We start from the raw sequence: 16,509 nt of genomic DNA, 5'->3' as shown, positions 1-16,509 counted from the left end.
TAAGCCCTATGGAATACAGAGCTAAAGCCGCTTAAATCCTTTTTATTATTTCCACTGTCTACTTGACAGGGGGCAGTTCAATATGAGGCAGCTCTCTAAAACTCTTCTTATAATTAATCCCAGTCGACAGATACTACTTCACCTGTTGCTGCATCAACATCTACGTCTACTTCTTGGCCATCTTGTTCAATCTCAATTTCATAGACTAAGATTCCATCCTCACGATCTAATTCAACCTCATCAATCGTGCCCCCTCCTACGTGATTTAGTGCGGTTTCAACTGCTTGTTCTTTTGTGATCTTTATAGAGTCGTGATCAGACTTTTTCGTGGACTCTAGGCTGCTTCCTTCTTTATCGTCCTCATTAGCCCCCTGACTGATTGCTTTATTACGAATATCATCTTCAATGTACAGCACCTCACCTGTTGTTGCATCAATGTAGACGTCTCCATCTTCTCCTGCAACCTTCACTTCAATTTCGTATACAAAGCGACCATTTTTCATTTCTAGCTCTACATCTTTTATTCCAGCTTTATCAAATAGAGAAAGAGCCTCTCTTTTGGCTTCACCTACATTTACCTTCATTTGATTTTTCACTGGTGTTTTTAGAAGATCATCATCAATCGATAAAACATCACCTGTGATCGCATCAATATCAAAGTCATAATCGTTTCCGTTGAAATATAATTCAACCTCATAGATAAGCTTCCCATCTTCACGGTCAAGCTCTACTTCTTTTACAGAGCCATCTAAAATAGCTTGCGCTGCTTTAACTGCTTCTTCTTTTGTAATCTGACCTTTGGCTTGATTGCCATCCTTTTCTGTTACGGTTTCAGTGTTTGTTGCTACCGTATTTTCATATGAAACGAACTTACCAGCTTCAGAAGCAGAAGCTCCTACTGCAGCACCTCCAGCTAATAAAGCACTTGAGAAAATGGCTACCCACTTTTTCATTATGAATCTCTCCTTTTTGTTTGTGTTATGTTGATGTCTTAATCATATACACACGAAATGAAAACACCCTTAAAGGAAAATGAGAAATTGATGAGAATCGATGAGAAAACAAAAAGCCCGGCATTTAGCCGGACCTTTTAATCTTCCCATATGATATTTACTACTTCTCCTGTTAATGCATCAATCCAAACATAGGCATCATAGCCTTCTGAGTCATTTTCGACTTCGACTTCATAATAAAGGCGGCCATCTTTTTCCTCAAGGTCGACATCATCTATTTCTCCCGTTACTTTTGAAAGGGCAATTCGTGCGGCTTCCGCTTCTCCAATAGGTTCAGCTTTTGTCTCATTATTTTGATTGCTAGAAGCACCTGGATGCTCTCCTTCATCTACTAGAGAATAACTGATTGTCTCGCCCGTTACAGCATTAATAATCAATCGTGACTCCCCTGCACCCTCCTGCATAATCACTTCATAGGAAGAGTCTTCTGATTGTGCTCCATCAACAAGGTCCACACTTGAGATAACCACCTCATCCCCATACTCTTCTTTTACCAGACTTTTCACTTCTTCTAGAGTTAGTTTCTCGGCCTCATCAGTTGAACCTGGGCTTCCTACCTCTTCTCTTGCGACGGTTTGTTCTAACGATAAAATATCTCCCGAAGCCGCATCAACTATAATCAAATAAATACCGCCATCTGATAACAATTCAATTTCAAAGACACTTGTTCCATCAGCTAACGTTTTGTTTACTGAACTAATCGTGCCTCCAAACTGGGATCCTATCAGCTCCCGGACTTCTTCTTCATCCATTGAAGCTTCTGCCGGCTGCATCATAAACATACCTAATCCAATCACCAAAATACCGACAACGCCCGCTGCGATCCACTTATATTTCTTACTCATCCACCTTTTCACCTCCACTTTGTTTTTCATTTTGTTTTTTATTTACTTGTGGAAAAGAGATTCTAAATGTCGTCCCTTTTCCTTCTTCACTTTGAACATCTACTTTTGCTCCGTGCGCGTCAATAATTGCTTTAGCAATGGACAAACCTAAACCACTTCCGCCCGTCTGCCTGCTTCTAGCCTTATCCACTCTAAAGAAACGTTCGAATACATTTGGGATATCATCTTTCGGGATACCAATTCCTTTATCTTGAATAGAGAGTACAACATTATTTATCTTTTGATCAAGCGTGATCCTAATGTCATCATCGCTGTATTTCAATCCATTCTCAACAAATATAAATAGAAGCTGTTTGATTCGCTCTGGATCACCGAGTATATAGATGGGCTTCTCATTAGCTGTGACAACGATCTCTCTACGATATGCTTGCCTAAGCCGTTTCGCTGTATCTTCGGCCGACTTTACAAGGTCTATTTGCTGAAGAATGACGGTTTTATCTGGTTCTCCTGTAGCAAGGGCCAGCATCTGTTTTGTTAAGCCTTTCATCCGCTGGGACTCATCATAGATGGCATCTACAGCTTCTTCTAACAGGTCAGGCTTCTTCATACCCCATCTTTTTAGGAGGCTTGCATAACTTTCGATCACTGTTAGAGGAGTTCGAAGCTCATGGGAGGCATCTGAGACAAAACGCTGCTGTTTATCATAATTTTCTTCTAACAGCTCCATCATCTCATTAAAGGTATGACTCATTTGAGCCAATTCATCTTTAGCGTCAGGCTTAATATCTATCTTCTGAAAAGACCCGCTCCCTCTAATACCTTGCATAGTGTTTATTAACGTTTGAACTGGCATTAAAATGATGCGGCCCAGTGCCCTTCCTGCGAAATAAGCAGGGATTATAATTAAGACTGATGCAATCATCAAAACGATTCTAAGGGTAGAAAGCGTTGATTCAAGTGTAGTAAGCGGATGAATCAATTCTAAAGAAACAATCGAACCATCAACCCAAATGATCGGAAACCGGTTAAGGGAGTAGCTCTGTTCTTGATAACTGATCACTTCTCCGCTCTCTCGATTACTGTACTCAGCAGGGATTAATCGTAGATCAGGCTCTTTTGTGACAGTTAAGGTAGATGAGCCGTCTTCACGGATCACACGAAGCATACCATCTCCCGTACCATAGGATGTAAGCCATAGATCCGATTGGCTCCCCTGGGCCGATTCAGCAATCGTTTGCAATTGCGCCTGCATTCTTTCTAGTTCAGCATTAGTGGAAAATTGCTGGAACAAAAAATAGATACTTCCATTTACTAATACAAGCAATAGGAACAAAAAGCCCGTTGAAAAAAGAGTGATTCGCTTTGATATACTCATGTAACGGATTCCTTCATTACATAGCCGACCCCTCTGATCGTATGAATGAGAGGAGCATCAAATGGCTTATCGAGCTTCTGTCTAATATAGCGGATATAGACATCGACAACATTCGTATCACCAAAATAATCAAATCCCCATACATGTTCTAAAATTTGCTCTCTTGTCATTACCTGTTCGGTATGCCGCAGCAAATAGACAAGTAAATCAAATTCCCGCGGAGTAAGCTCAATCGTTGTTTCTCCGCGTTTAATTTCTCGTGTTCGTTCATTTACATACAAATCAGCTAACGTTAATTCACCTTCATCAAGCTGTGTACCGCTTGTACTGAGTTGAGTTCTGAGGCAGGCTCTTATGCGTGCTAACAACTCTTCAATCTCAAAAGGCTTCGTCACATAATCATTTGCACCTTGATCAAGGCCCATCACTTTATCTACTATGGTATCGCGAGCCGTTAACATAATAACGGGAGTCGTATTCCCTTCCTTCCGTATTCTTCTTAACACTTCCATTCCGCTTAATCTCGGCAGCATCACATCTAGCAGGATCAAAGACCATCCACCTTGCTCGATCTGCTCTAGTGCGCTTAGTCCATCTGCTGCAATCTCTGTTTCGTAGCCTTCATGTTCAAGCTCTAATTCTATGACTCGAGCAATATTCGCTTCATCTTCAACAATTAGAATTCGGGCATTGTTCACTTACAACGCACTCCCTCATGTTTTTTTCTAAAGTGTACATGAAAAGCAGTAAATTTAAAAATGTTCCTGCTCGCATAAAAAAGACCTGCGAATGATTTCATCAAAATGAATTCATCCATAGGCCTAGTTAAATTATTCAGCAGTGATGGCCGTATATTGTGATTGAACGAGGCCAAAGTACGTTCCTCTTTGACTCATCAGTGAATTATGCGTCCCTTCTTCTATCACATTCCCATGATCAAGAACAATAATATGGTCAGCATCTCTTATCGTTGATAGTCGATGGGCAATCATTACAGCAGTACGGTTATGAAGCAGCTTTTTTAGACCGGCTTGTATTTTAAGCTCTGTCTCTGTATCAATACTTGCTGTAGCTTCATCTAAAATTAATATTTTCGGATCAGCAAGCAATGCTCTGGCAAATGAGAGCAATTGCCTCTCTCCAACAGATAAGACATTCCCTTTTTCTTCAACCTCTGTGAAATAGCCCTTATCCAACCGCTCGATAAAGGAATGCGCACCAATCGCTTTAGCTGCTGCCACGACTTCCTCGTCAGTTGCTTGCGGCTTTCCGAAACGTATATTATCCATAATGGTTCCAGCAAATATGAACGTATCTTGCAAGACATAACTAACATTCGTTCTTAATTCATCAAGCTTCAAATCTCGTAAATCAACGCCATCTAATGTGATCGAGCCTTTTGTTGGATCATAAAATCTGCTCATTAAATTGACAATGGTTGATTTACCTGACCCTGTGTGACCAACCAACGCAATGGTTTTGCCGGCTTTAAATGTTAAGTTAATTTCGTTTAAAGCACGTCGTTTCTCATCATAAGCAAATTCCACTTGATCAAAAACGATTTCACCCTTTACATTCCTAAGGGTCTTTGGATATTTGGCCTCAGGTACAGACGGCTTTTCATCTAGGAATTCAAAGATCCTCTCCGATGAGGCCATCCCTACTAACAGCTGGTTATACACTTGGCCGAGTCTTGAGATCGGCTCCCAGAACATGCCCAAGTAAAAAGCAAAGGAAACAAATACACCAATAGTAACGGCACCCGTTTGATAAAGATGGGCACCATACCAAATAAGAATAACAGCACCTACCAAGCTTGCCATTTCCACAAAAGGACGGAATAGTGCATTCATACGCGTAGCTGTCTTCCAGCTTTCATAATTATCCGTATTCACTTGGTTGAAGAATTCCATATTCTCTTTTTCTTGAGAATAGGCTTGAGTGACGCGGATCCCTTGAATGCTTTCATTTAAGTGAGAATTTAATTTTGATTGACTCACCCTCACAACCTGCCAAGACCTGCGGATTTTTCTACGCAATTTAGTTGAAATGATGAACATAATCGGCAAGACAATGAGAATCAAAACCGCAAGCTCAGGACTAAGTGTAAATAAGATAATCACAATTCCAACGAGCATAATAATGTCCATCAATAAGTTAACAACACCATTCGTAAATAGATCCTGCATCGAGTTCACGTCATTGACCACTCGAACTAGAATAGATCCTCCTGAACGCTGGTCAAAAAAACGGTGAGACAAACGTTGAATATGTTTAAATAATGCCTGTCTAATATCATAAATAATATGCTGCCCTAGTTCATTCATCCATCTAATTCGAAAGACATTCGCTGCATAAGCAGTGATGTACAGAGCGAGAACGATTCCGGCGTACGTATAAACGAGAGTGAGATCGTTCGTTGCAATGGCTCGGTCTAAGGCATATACCCCAATAAAGATAGGAACGGCTAACCTCACTGCCGTTGCTAATAGCATGACAAATATTGTTTTTGGTAAAAGGGTCCAAGCATAAGGCTTCATATATCCTAAAAGTCTGACCATTTGTGACCAGTTGAATGGTTTTTCAATCACTTGTTCTGTTGAATAATGAAATCGGGCTTTCTTCTCTGTATGCTGCATAATTGCTACACCTCCTTATGCTTGTTGCAACACATATTCTTGATCTTGATTTTGGATATCGTAAATTCTTCGGTATAATCCCTCTTTGTGCTGAAGTAATTGTTTATGAGTGCCGCGCTCTACGATTTCACCTCGATCTAGCACCAATATCTCATCTGCATGTTTTACAGAAGAGATTCGGTGAGCGATGATAAACGTGGTACGCCCCTTCATTAACTCGCGAAATGCTTGCTGAATTTTCACTTCAGTCTGCATATCAACCGCACTTGTTGCGTCGTCTAAAATAAGGATGCTTGGATTCATAATAATCGCACGAGCAATCGCAATACGCTGCTTTTGACCTCCGGATAATCCAAGACCACGTTCACCGAGCACGGTATCATATCCATCAGGTAGTTCAGTTATAAATTCGTGAGCATCAGCCCGAATACTTGCAGCAATAATTTCTTCCATTGAAGCATCAGGACGACCGTATGCTAAGTTATCACGAATGGTCGAGGAGAAAAGAAACGTTTCCTGCATCACAGTTCCAATATGATGTCTCAAGTGGCTTAACGAATAATTCTCTATCGGTTTACCGTCGATCATAATTTCACCTGAGCTCTTTTCATAAAACCTTGTTATCAATTGAGCGATACTAGACTTCCCTGAACCCGTTGCCCCGACTAAACCAATCGTTTTCCCCTCTCCGGCCTGAAAAGTCAGGCTGCTTAAAGCCGGACGTTCACTCCCTCCATAATGCAAGCTGACATTCTTAAAAAAGACTTCCCCTACTAATCGTGGTTTGCTGCTCTCTTCTTTTCTATCTGCAGCATCCAGCCTCTCCTCTTCATCAAGAATCTCTAACAAGCGCTCACCGGAAGCCTTAGATTGTGAAAACATATTTATAATAAAACCTAAATTCATAATCGGCCCGATAATATACCAAACTAAACTAAAAAAAGCGACTAACTCACCTGGCTGCAGGCTTCCTTGAATGACCAGATATCCTCCAAAAGCAAGCAAAAAAACAGCCGATAGATTTCCAATGAACTCCATCAACGGAAAGTAATTTCCCCATATTTTAGAAATATCTAAGTGCTTTTGTTTATAATCATCATTGATCTGATCAAACCTAGAAATTTCTTCATCTTCCTGTGAAAGAGCTTTAACCGTATGAACCCCGCTTACATTCTCTTGCACTTTTGTGTTAAGCCTTGCAAGAGATTTACGAATTCCCCGAAATCCAGGATGAACCCGCTTATCAAACTTCCAAACGACTACAGCTAGGAAGGGCAGCATCACCATCGTCACAAGTGTCAGTGGAACAGAGTAGTAAAACATAACCCCCATACTAAAGCCGACAAGGAGAACAAAGTTTACAAGCTGCGCACAACCGAATGATAAGAAGAAACGAAACGTCTCCACATCTCCTGTTAGACGTGACATTAAATCTCCTGTTTTAGCATTGTCATAATAGCGGAATGGTAAGAATTGAAGTTTCTCATATAACGAATTCCGTAAACGATGAACCGCTGTAATACCAAACAAATCCCCTAAATATTGATGGATATAGACAGCAAACCCTTTAACAGCCATGACAGCGATTAAGCCTAAAACGAGATAAGGGATGACCTCATACTGGCCGCCAAGTACAGCATGATCAATTGTATATTGCAAAATAATTGGATACATAACAGTCATTCCTGTTACACCTATTAAGGCAACAAGCGACCAAATAAAGTAATTTTTATAAGGCCAATAAAAGCTCTTTAAGCGCTTAAACGTATCCATATGTACACCCGCCTTTTATTATCCAAATTTCCCCTTATTCATTCGTAACTCGAATGATTTTCGGAGCGAATTTAATCATACTTCGAAGACAAGCACCTAGTCAACAGTCTATTTTAAATTTTCTGTCAGTTATAACTTATAAAAAACACACCACCGTAGTGATGTGTCTGTTTGTATTTATTGATTGCCTTGCGCTTTGTATTCTTTTACTGTTCCATCTGCAAAATCAACTTCTAGCTCAAATTCAGTGTAAGATGGATCTAAATTAAAGACAGACATCACTTGGTCAATGACCTCTTCATCTGCTGCAGCTGAATCAAAATCTAGCTGAGTGAAGTAGGCCTCAAGCTCCTGCATCGCTTCATCGCCTTCAAGGTCAATTCCTTCAAAGTCGTTGCGATACTTTGCTTCCATTCCGTCTTGTTCGCTTTCATAATCAACATCGACCTCTTGGTTATCTTGATACTCCACATCTAAATCGAAAGAAGTGAATGCATAACTGCCCTCTTCTCCATTTGTATCACCCGTTTCATCAGGTGCAGCAGCGTCATCGTTATCATCAAACATTGTATCATCTTCTTCTACAGGCGCATCTGCTGGAGGCTCATCTACATTATCGTTCCCTCCACAAGCAGCTAGAATCGTGATTAAACCAATGCTCATTAAAAACATTTTTAACATCTTCATTTATAAATTCCTCCAATTCATTTTTTAAACGTATACCCGGAAATATGTACCATTAACCATGATACAAAGGTTAGTTTAAACAAAGAGCAGAGGAAATATACAGCTTAGAATGATATTAGGCTTGTACAAAACGAAACACTAGATTAGCACTATGTACATTGGGTTAATGCTAATTGATGAACAGTACAAATTCTTCAGTGAGGAAAATGAAAACAATGTCTCCCCTTACATTAGTTGTTGATCTCCGCTGCAGGTACTCGCTTTCCGCGGGCGGTCCGGGAGGTTCCTCATCGCTCCCGCCCCCCTTGCCATAGTTGTTGATTTCCTCTGCAGGCACACGCTTTCCGCGGGCGGTCCGGAAGCCTCCTCGTCGCTACGCTCCTGTGGGGTCTTCCCTGGTCACGCACTTCCCGCAGGAGTCGGCGCCTTCCGCTCCAATCAACGGAGCTAATAGGTAGTTAAGTATCATCCTCATTGAACGATTCAGTGACTTATCTTTATAGTGAAGCTAATATAATTTGTGTTTCGATTGGTCTGATACAAATCGAAATCACCCCCCTAAATCCGTTTCCAGAAGATTACTTAGCGGATGAAATATGTGAAGACTTCTGCGGTGCCTAGAGCAGGGCTGAGATCCCACAGGGCTAAAGCCCGAGGAAGCTCAGCAGCTCACCGCGAAAAGCGAAGCATATTTCAGGAGCGGCAACCTTAAACTAACCAGAATGTTTGACAGCTTTTCAACTCCTTCTAAAGCCATCCCGAATTCGATTGCCTTTCGCCCTATTCAACGGAGTGAATACACAAATGATTAAGTTCAAAATCAAAAAACGCAAAAAGACGACCTTTTTTATTAGAGTCGCCTTTTATACACACCACACTTCAGAATTTATAGACCTTATTTCAATCCCAACCTCTTACAAGCTTATAAATACTTACGGTGTACCTTCTTGCCGTCATAGATAAACGTGATTCGCTTTTCATTAATAATTGATTCGATATGAACGGTTCTTCCCCATAGTTGATATAAATATGGAAGAACTTTTTCTAGGTAACTGACATCAAGCTCTGTTCCTTCAAATGCATGGGTGATGTAGAGTTCCCCGTTCTTTAAATAGTCTCCATCGGTTACCGATAAGTAAGGAAACCCTCCGTTTACTCTTGAGGAGGCAAGCTGGTCTCTGACATGTTCCCACTCTTTATCTACTACCTTATATTCCGCACCTTGTTTTTGGAATAGATACATATCTTCACGCATCACAAGATCTTTGGTTAAATAGTTTCTAATAAAAGAAATATCCGATTCGATTTCTCTTACTTCATACATTTTCTCACGTCCGCTTCCAGGTTTTACACCTTGCCTCTCCTGCATTTCTTTTGTTGGATTATTATACCGCTCTTCAATATCCTCAAAGATTTTAAGCCCTAAATAATAAGGGTTAATCGACGTTTTTGAAGGCTGAACAACGCCTGCATTTAATTTTGCATATTCAATGGTCTCCTCACTTGTAAGGTCCATTTCTCGTAAGATTCTAGCATGCCAAAATGATGCCCAGCCTTCATTCATAATTTTCGTTTCTAACTGCGGCCAGAAATAGAGCATTTCCTCTCGCATCATGGTTAATATATCACGCTGCCACGGATCAAGTTCACGGCTGTATTCTTCAATAAACAGGAGAATATCTTTTTCCGGGCTAGGAGGAAACTTTCGTTTTTTGGGTTTTATCTCTTCTGTTTTTGCTTTCTGATCAAGAGACCAAAGATCATCATAATCGCCTCGTTTTTTGACGACCGTACTATCTTCTTCGTCATCCTTACTCCAGGCCAGCTTCGGACGAACGAGGCTTGGGTCAATATGTTCTTGAATCGCAAGTACCGCATCTAAAAAATTCTCCACTTCTTCTTTTCCATACACATGCTCATAGTGCGCAATTCGGTCTGCGGTTGCACTCATACTCTCTACCATATCTCTTCTTGTATTTGAAAACCTTACATTATTTTTAAAGAAGTCACAATGTGCCAGGACGTGAGCAACAATTAATTTATTTTGAATTAACGAATTGCTGTCTAGTAAAAACGCATAACAAGGGTCTGAGTTAATAACGAGCTCATAGATTTTACTGAGGCCGAGGTCATATTGCAGCTTCATTTTATGAAATTGTTTTCCAAAGCTCCAATGTGAATAACGTGTCGGCATTCCATAGGCACCAAATGTATAGATAATTTCCGCAGGGCAAATCTCATATCTCATTTCATAAAAATCCAGTCCAAAGCCTTCAGCAATTTCTGTAATTTCAGCAATTGCATATTCGAGCTCCTTCCAGTTCTCATTCATTTTAAAATCCCCCTCCTAAATGCTGCTTCCTTCATTTTATGAGAGGGTAAGACAATTCATGAGAACAATTAATAGGAGAGTACTAAGATCATGCTCAAATAAAAGATTGTTCAACCATACCCCTGCCATGGTCCACTAACACTTTAGCATGAGCACCATTTATCAATGTGAGCTGCGGCGGCATATGACCGCAATCAATGTCATACACGACGGGAATTCCAAGCTCTGTTTGTAATTCGCTGTACACATCATGCACTGTATAATCTTGCACAGGCTGATTTGCACCGCTTCTGCCAAACATAATGCCAGTACAATGATCGAACCATCCAGCTAATTTCATATGCACAAGCGTTCTTTTTAAATCCGTTGTCGTTAATTCACAGTTTTCCAAATACCAAATAATCGGCTTTCCTTCACCAAACTGACTATAAAACTTCCTTACATCTCCATAAGGTGTTCCAATTAAATGTCTGATGACATCAATACAGCCGCCAAGTAATCTTCCCTCTAGAACAACTTTCTCATCATTGACTGCCCTCCAAGTTGTCGGTTCCGTTAAATGAAAGATGTGCGGACTAGGTTCTTCAAAATTCCACTCTTTTTGATAGAAATCAGATGAGTGTTGAACAATTCCCTCCCCTTTCTTTTTACATAAAACATGTTCCCACATGGCTGTTATTTCATCTGACTCTTCTCCCCGCAGGTCGACTAAATTCGTTCCATGAGCAGTAGCTATCCCTGTTTTCAGTGTGATTGCTAACAGCAATAGACTCACATCAGAATATCCAAGCACCCATTTAGGCTGTATCGCTTTAAAATCTACACCATCCAGCATTTCAATTAACAATTCTCCGCCCCATGGTGGAATGATCGCATCAATATCCGGATCAGCCATTATACTGTTAAACTCTTCTGCTCGTTTTTCAGCAGAAGCGGATCTTGCTTTTTGTTGAGTCCAGGCTGTTGTCCCGCTCCTAATTTGATACCCTTTTGCTTCAAGTCGTGTACAAGCTTGCTTTAAAAGAGGATGAAGATTGTCTGGGACCCCTGATGAAGGGGCAGTCACTCCTATTGTCGCGCTTTGTTTTAAGTAGGGATAGGTAATCATGGGATCTCTCCTCTGTAGTTTTACGCTATTTTAACAGGAAAACATTGGATCATACAGCTTTTAGTAAACTAAAAAAGCTACAAACCCTTATAAAGGATCTATAGCTTTCTTAAAGATTAACTTAAGGCATGTACACGGTTCATAACAGCTTGCTCTAACTCTAGTAAGCTTAACCGGCTTTCTTCTAATGAATTCTTTTGGACCCCAAAATAGAATTTCACTTTTGGCTCTGTGCCGGATGGTCTAATGCAGAACCACGAGCCATCCTCTAACTTATATTTTAGAACATTTGATTTTGGAAGCTGAATCATACTCGGTTCAGCTAATGCGACGTTCATTGATTGGCTCGATTGATAGTCTTCAATATAGGCCACTCGGTTACCAGCAATCTCAACTGGCGGCTCTGTTCTAAAAGAAGAAATAATCGATTGGATTTTCTCGATACCGGCTTTTCCTTTTAGCGTGAGCGACTGCAATGATTCTTGAAAGTATCCGTATTTATCATATAACTCAAGTAGTCCTTCATACACCGTCATTTGACGAGACTTATAGTAAGCCGCTAATTCAGCCGCAGCTAAGCAGGCTTGAACTGCATCTTTATCGCGTACAAAATCACCAATTAAATAGCCATAGCTTTCTTCGTACCCAAATAAGAAGGTATGCTCACCTGTTTGTTCAAATTGAGCAATTTTCTCTCCTATAAATTTAAATCCGGTTAGTGTATCCATTGCCGTCATACCGTAGTGTTCTGCAATGGCTCGGCCTAATTCTGAAGTAACGATTGTTTTCATTACAATTCCGTTAGCAGGAAGGGTCCCTTGCTTCTCTTTTTGACTCAAAATATAATCAAGCAAAAGGGCACCTGTTTGGTTACCTGTTAATACAACATATTCCCCGTCATTATTTTTCACGGCAAGTCCGACGCGATCAGCATCAGGGTCGGTTGCAAGCAGCAGGTCTGCGCCTACTTTTTCACCATACTGAATTGCGAGTTCAAAAGCGGCATGCTCCTCTGGATTAGGCGATTTCACGGTAGAAAATTGCGGATCTGGCAGCTCTTGCTCAGCTACAACAGTGACATCAGTAAAGCCTGTTTCCTCTAGTACACGTCTGACTGATACATTTGCTGTACCATGAAGCGGAGTAAAGATAATTTTCACATCTCCTCCAACTTCTTTAAGGAGATCAGGATTCACAACAATTGTTTTAAGCTCTTCATTGTAGGCATTGTCTACCTCTTCAGCAACGATTTGTAATAAGCGCTCTGCCTTAAGTTCTAATTCATCCGCAACTTCAATCGTCAACTCGTCTTCAATTCCATTTACATAACGAACAAGCTCATCTGCAGGACCTGGCGGAAGCTGACCTCCATCTGGGCCGTACACTTTAAATCCGTTGTACTCTGGAGGGTTATGACTAGCTGTCACAACAATTCCGCCATACGCGTTTAACTTACGAACCGCATAGGACAGTTCTGGTGTCGGTCTAAGGTCAAGAAATAAATATGTCTTCACACCGTGTTTTCCAAGAGTCAGCGCCGCTTCTTTTGCAAATTCGGGTGATTTATGTCTTGAATCATAAGCAATGACTACGCCTCTTTTCTTTGCCTCCTCACCTTGTGCCTCAATGAAAAGAGCAAGGCCTTTCGCTGCTCTGCGTATTGTATATGTATTCATTCGGTTAGGCCCTGGTCCAATTTCACCACGCATGCCGCCCGTGCCGAATTCTAGATCTTTATAAAAACAATCTTCTAAGGCTCCTTCATCACTTTCAATCTTAGTTAAAGTTTCTTTCAGTTCCTTTTCTAGCGCATGGAAGTTGTTCCATCTCCCGTAGCGAGCTCTCCAATTCATATCATTTCCCCTCTCTATTCGATCTTTTCTAAGTCGAACCTCTCCTAGACATTATATAATATTCCACACCACACCGGAGAAACCTCTTATCAATTAAATATCTATGTCTTACAAATTACTCTAAGGGCAAAAAAAGATAAGACGTACTTCTTGTACGCCTTATACTGGCTTACTCTCGTCAGCTACCGGTGTTCTAGCATAGTGAATCTCTCTATTTAATTCTTCTTCATGCATCGCCGCTTCTTCTTCGCTCCACTCAAACACTGATTTCATATAGCGGAGAACGGCTTCTTTATGTTCAATTACCCATTGAATATTAAAGAATAGAGCTCCCGTTCTGCGGTTAAAGAAATCAAGGGGCGTTGCAACCATTTCCTCTTCTATTCCATACCTTAATTGAGCTAGTAATTCTTTTGGCAAATGGAATGCTTCGGCATGTCTTTTGGTCTGTCTAAGACAGGCATACACTTTCGTCACATTCGAGCCGTATAATTTTGAGAGGGCATACGCGGTATTTTCTGAGAGCCCAAGACGGACTCCTTCTCTCGTTTGCTGCTCTAAAAATGCTTGAAATTGGTCAATCCCGCCTACGTGGCCGCCAGATAAAGTAATCGAATCCGTTTGGCAGACTGCTTTTATACTAAGCTTTTTACAAACGTCATCCACCACACGCTCAGCCATTTTCCGGTATCCTGTCAACTTCCCGCCTGCAATAGACAAAAGACCGGAATCAGAGGTAAATACTTCATCCTTACGTGACACTTCTGAAGCACTTTTTCCTTCTTCATAAATCAAAGGTCTGAGCCCAGTCCAGCTAGACTCAACATCTTCTGGAGTTAAATGCAGGGAAGGGAACATAAAGTTCACAGCCTCTAATATGTAATCGCGATCAGCTATCGTCATTCTTGGGTGAGCGATGTCAGCCTCATAGTACGTATCGGTTGTTCCAACGTACGTTTTCCCATCACGAGGAATAGCAAATATCATCCGGCCATCTTTTTCAGTATCAAAATAAACCGCTTGACTTAAAGGAAAGCGAGCATGATCAATAACTAGATGAACCCCTTTAGATAGCTTAAGCTGCTTACCCGATTTGGACCTGTCCTGCTCACGCAGCGTATCTACCCAAGGTCCGGCTGCGTTGACAATCACTTTCGCAAACACTTTATGCGCCTCACCTGTGAATTGATCAACCATCACAACACCGACTGCCTTACCGTTTTCATAGAGAAAAGACTCGACTTTCATATAATTAACCGCAACAGTCCCTCGTCTCACTGCTTCTTTTAGAATTTCAAGTGTGAGACGGGCGTCATCTGTACGGTATTCTACATACAATCCGCCGCCTTTCAATTTATCTTTTCTAAGCAGAGGCTCACGCTGTAACGTTGTTTTTTTGTTCAACATATGACGTCTTTCATCTTTTCTAACATCAGCCAGCCGGTCATATACATTTAAACCAAAGGAAGTCGAGAATTTGCCGAATGTGCCATTTTTAAAAATAGGTAGAAGCATCCATTCAGGTGAAGTTACATGGGGTGCATTTTCATATACAATGGCCCGTTCTTTGCCCACTTCCGCTACTAGCTTAACTTCAAGCTGCTTAAGATAACGCAGACCTCCGTGTACAAGCTTAGTGGAACGGCTTGAGGTCCCTGCCGCAAAATCCTGCATCTCAATTAAACCAATTTTCAACCCTCTTGATGCTCCATCGAGTGCGATCCCTGCACCAGTAATCCCTCCACCAATGACCAAAAGATCCAATTCTTTTGTTTTTAACTCATTTACATAAGCAAAACGCTTTTCACTTGAGAATGTATGGGCCATCTTCTTCACTCCTTCTTACTCTAAAAAAGACCACAACCATCTACAGAGCTACCTTCACTCCGCATCATGTTGTGGTCCCTTTGTCTCCGACCTTTTATCATAGAGTCATTATAACGCTATTGGTATTATTTGAAAAGTCTAAGGATGCGATGCCGGAATCGCTTCCATTTCTTTTTGTAAATATGCAGGCAAGGGCTGATCTAGAGTGAATACATCTCCAGGGTCACGATTAGACTCTGCAATTATTCCGCCCTCTACCCGAAGCAAAAATTGATTGCGGTACACATCCTTCCCTCTAACTGCCTCTACCATTCCAATCCAAGTACCAGGCAAAGAGAAGATAGCTTCTGTCTCATATAATCCCCCCTCGACCTTATGCATCACCTTATTTATATAATGCACCGTCTCAGGCCTGTCTAGGAGAACTGATACATTGGCATCTTCAATCGGGCGTCCGTCTGCGTCCTCTAAAAATAAATGAATATCGACCGCTTCTCCTGTCTGATAAAACTCATCAAGCCCTGCTACATTCATCGACCAATCGGTTACGACTTGATCTTTTGAGACCGCAGCTAAGAAAAGAACAGCTCCTGAACCTAAAATAAAGAGTACAATGATGGCTGGTATAACCCATTCTGGCCGTAATACCTTTTCAAGCTTCATATTTCATTCCTCCCATTTAATGTCTACAGCTTATCCATTTAGGGAGGATGATAAACGTTTGTTCGATCCACAGGGGCGGACAAACGGATTTTCACTTACAGGTATATAGACATTATGGAGCGGCTTGAGTATGCTGCTACTGAACTTTACTTTGCTAAGTGATTGCATTTTATCATTTTGGGAGTGATGTAGTTATAGCTTCAAAGCTTATTTAACTTCAAATGCCTTAAACATGGGTTATAGCGGATTCGTCGCTCCTGAACTATACTTCGCTTTTCACGGGGAGCTAGTGAGCTTCCTCGGGCTATGCCCTGTGGGATCTCACTCCTGCTCTAGGCCCCGTAGAAGTGTCCGTATAGTTCATCCGCTAGGTTATCGCTTTTTCTAGAACTGT

At 41.1% G+C, this 16,509-nt stretch carries 12 protein-coding genes; all 12 read right to left on the bottom strand.

The window, feature by feature from the left end; all coding sequences use genetic code 11:
- Nucleotides 1-113 precede the first annotated feature (113 nt).
- Nucleotides 114-953 (bottom strand): PepSY domain-containing protein, encoded by an 840-nt coding sequence (locus A33I_RS19635; protein ID WP_022630022.1) that lies wholly within the window; start codon nt 951-953, stop codon nt 114-116.
- Nucleotides 954-1,090: 137 nt separating this feature from the next.
- A complete protein-coding gene (locus tag A33I_RS19630; RefSeq protein ID WP_022630021.1) occupies nt 1,091-1,858 on the bottom strand; it encodes a PepSY domain-containing protein in 768 nt (255 codons plus the stop codon).
- On the bottom strand, nt 1,851-3,233 hold the full coding sequence (locus tag A33I_RS19625) for a sensor histidine kinase (RefSeq protein ID WP_022630020.1): 1,383 nt from the start codon (nt 3,231-3,233) through the stop codon (nt 1,851-1,853). The genes A33I_RS19630 and A33I_RS19625 overlap by 8 nt, the downstream gene beginning before the upstream one ends.
- Nucleotides 3,230-3,931: a response regulator transcription factor gene (locus A33I_RS19620; RefSeq protein WP_022630019.1), complete on the bottom strand. Its 702-nt coding sequence runs from the start codon at nt 3,929-3,931 to the stop codon at nt 3,230-3,232. The genes A33I_RS19625 and A33I_RS19620 overlap by 4 nt, the downstream gene beginning before the upstream one ends.
- Before the next feature lie 132 nt (nt 3,932-4,063).
- Nucleotides 4,064-5,872 carry an ABC transporter ATP-binding protein gene (locus A33I_RS19615; RefSeq protein ID WP_022630018.1) on the bottom strand — a complete coding sequence of 603 codons (1,809 nt, stop codon included), beginning with the start codon at nt 5,870-5,872 and terminating at the stop codon, nt 4,064-4,066.
- A gap of 15 nt (nt 5,873-5,887) precedes the next feature.
- Nucleotides 5,888-7,645, bottom strand: coding sequence for an ABC transporter ATP-binding protein (locus A33I_RS19610; RefSeq protein ID WP_022630017.1), 1,758 nt, complete (start codon nt 7,643-7,645; stop codon nt 5,888-5,890).
- 177 nt (nt 7,646-7,822) lie between these two features.
- A complete protein-coding gene (locus A33I_RS19605) occupies nt 7,823-8,332 on the bottom strand; it encodes a YusW family protein (protein WP_022630016.1) in 510 nt (169 codons plus the stop codon).
- Nucleotides 8,333-9,254: 922 nt separating this feature from the next.
- Nucleotides 9,255-10,664 carry a SpoVR family protein gene (locus A33I_RS19600; RefSeq protein WP_022630014.1) on the bottom strand — a complete coding sequence of 470 codons (1,410 nt, stop codon included), beginning with the start codon at nt 10,662-10,664 and terminating at the stop codon, nt 9,255-9,257.
- A 94-nt stretch (nt 10,665-10,758) separates the two neighbouring features.
- Nucleotides 10,759-11,772, bottom strand: a complete 1,014-nt coding sequence (locus A33I_RS19595) for a S66 family peptidase (protein ID WP_022630013.1) — start codon at nt 11,770-11,772, stop codon at nt 10,759-10,761.
- A 116-nt stretch (nt 11,773-11,888) separates the two neighbouring features.
- The gene (locus tag A33I_RS19590) at nt 11,889-13,625 is read right to left on the bottom strand and encodes a phospho-sugar mutase (protein ID WP_022630012.1); all 1,737 of its coding nucleotides are present in this window, start codon (nt 13,623-13,625) and stop codon (nt 11,889-11,891) included.
- Between the two features lie 159 nt (nt 13,626-13,784).
- Nucleotides 13,785-15,452, bottom strand: coding sequence for a glycerol-3-phosphate dehydrogenase/oxidase (locus tag A33I_RS19585; RefSeq protein WP_022630011.1), 1,668 nt, complete (start codon nt 15,450-15,452; stop codon nt 13,785-13,787).
- A gap of 138 nt (nt 15,453-15,590) precedes the next feature.
- The gene (locus A33I_RS19580; protein ID WP_022630010.1) at nt 15,591-16,115 is read right to left on the bottom strand and encodes a FixH family protein; all 525 of its coding nucleotides are present in this window, start codon (nt 16,113-16,115) and stop codon (nt 15,591-15,593) included.
- Nucleotides 16,116-16,509: the final 394 nt, after the last annotated feature.

The sequence above is a fragment of the Alkalihalophilus marmarensis DSM 21297 genome, assembly GCF_000474275.2.
Classification (GTDB): Bacteria; Bacillota; Bacilli; order Bacillales; family Bacillaceae_D; genus Alkalihalophilus; species Alkalihalophilus marmarensis.
This window is presented reverse-complemented; position numbering and strand designations above follow the sequence as displayed.

What these genes read in the sequence shown, in the direction of transcription:
- A33I_RS19630 (WP_022630021.1), bottom strand. Translation starts at nt 1,858, where the DNA reads ATGAGTAAGAAATATAAGTGGATCGCAGCGGGCGTTGTCGGTATTTTG.
- A33I_RS19600 (WP_022630014.1), bottom strand. Translation starts at nt 10,664, where the DNA reads ATGAATGAGAACTGGAAGGAGCTCGAATATGCAATTGCTGAAATTACA.
- A33I_RS19615 (WP_022630018.1), bottom strand. Translation starts at nt 5,872, where the DNA reads ATGCAGCATACAGAGAAGAAAGCCCGATTTCATTATTCAACAGAACAA.
- A33I_RS19610 (WP_022630017.1), bottom strand. Translation starts at nt 7,645, where the DNA reads ATGGATACGTTTAAGCGCTTAAAGAGCTTTTATTGGCCTTATAAAAAT.
- A33I_RS19635 (WP_022630022.1), bottom strand. Translation starts at nt 953, where the DNA reads ATGAAAAAGTGGGTAGCCATTTTCTCAAGTGCTTTATTAGCTGGAGGT.
- A33I_RS19595 (WP_022630013.1), bottom strand. Translation starts at nt 11,772, where the DNA reads ATGATTACCTATCCCTACTTAAAACAAAGCGCGACAATAGGAGTGACT.
- A33I_RS19580 (WP_022630010.1), bottom strand. Translation starts at nt 16,115, where the DNA reads ATGAAGCTTGAAAAGGTATTACGGCCAGAATGGGTTATACCAGCCATC.
- A33I_RS19590 (WP_022630012.1), bottom strand. Translation starts at nt 13,625, where the DNA reads ATGAATTGGAGAGCTCGCTACGGGAGATGGAACAACTTCCATGCGCTA.
- A33I_RS19625 (WP_022630020.1), bottom strand. Translation starts at nt 3,233, where the DNA reads ATGAGTATATCAAAGCGAATCACTCTTTTTTCAACGGGCTTTTTGTTC.
- A33I_RS19585 (WP_022630011.1), bottom strand. Translation starts at nt 15,452, where the DNA reads ATGGCCCATACATTCTCAAGTGAAAAGCGTTTTGCTTATGTAAATGAG.
- A33I_RS19605 (WP_022630016.1), bottom strand. Translation starts at nt 8,332, where the DNA reads ATGAAGATGTTAAAAATGTTTTTAATGAGCATTGGTTTAATCACGATT.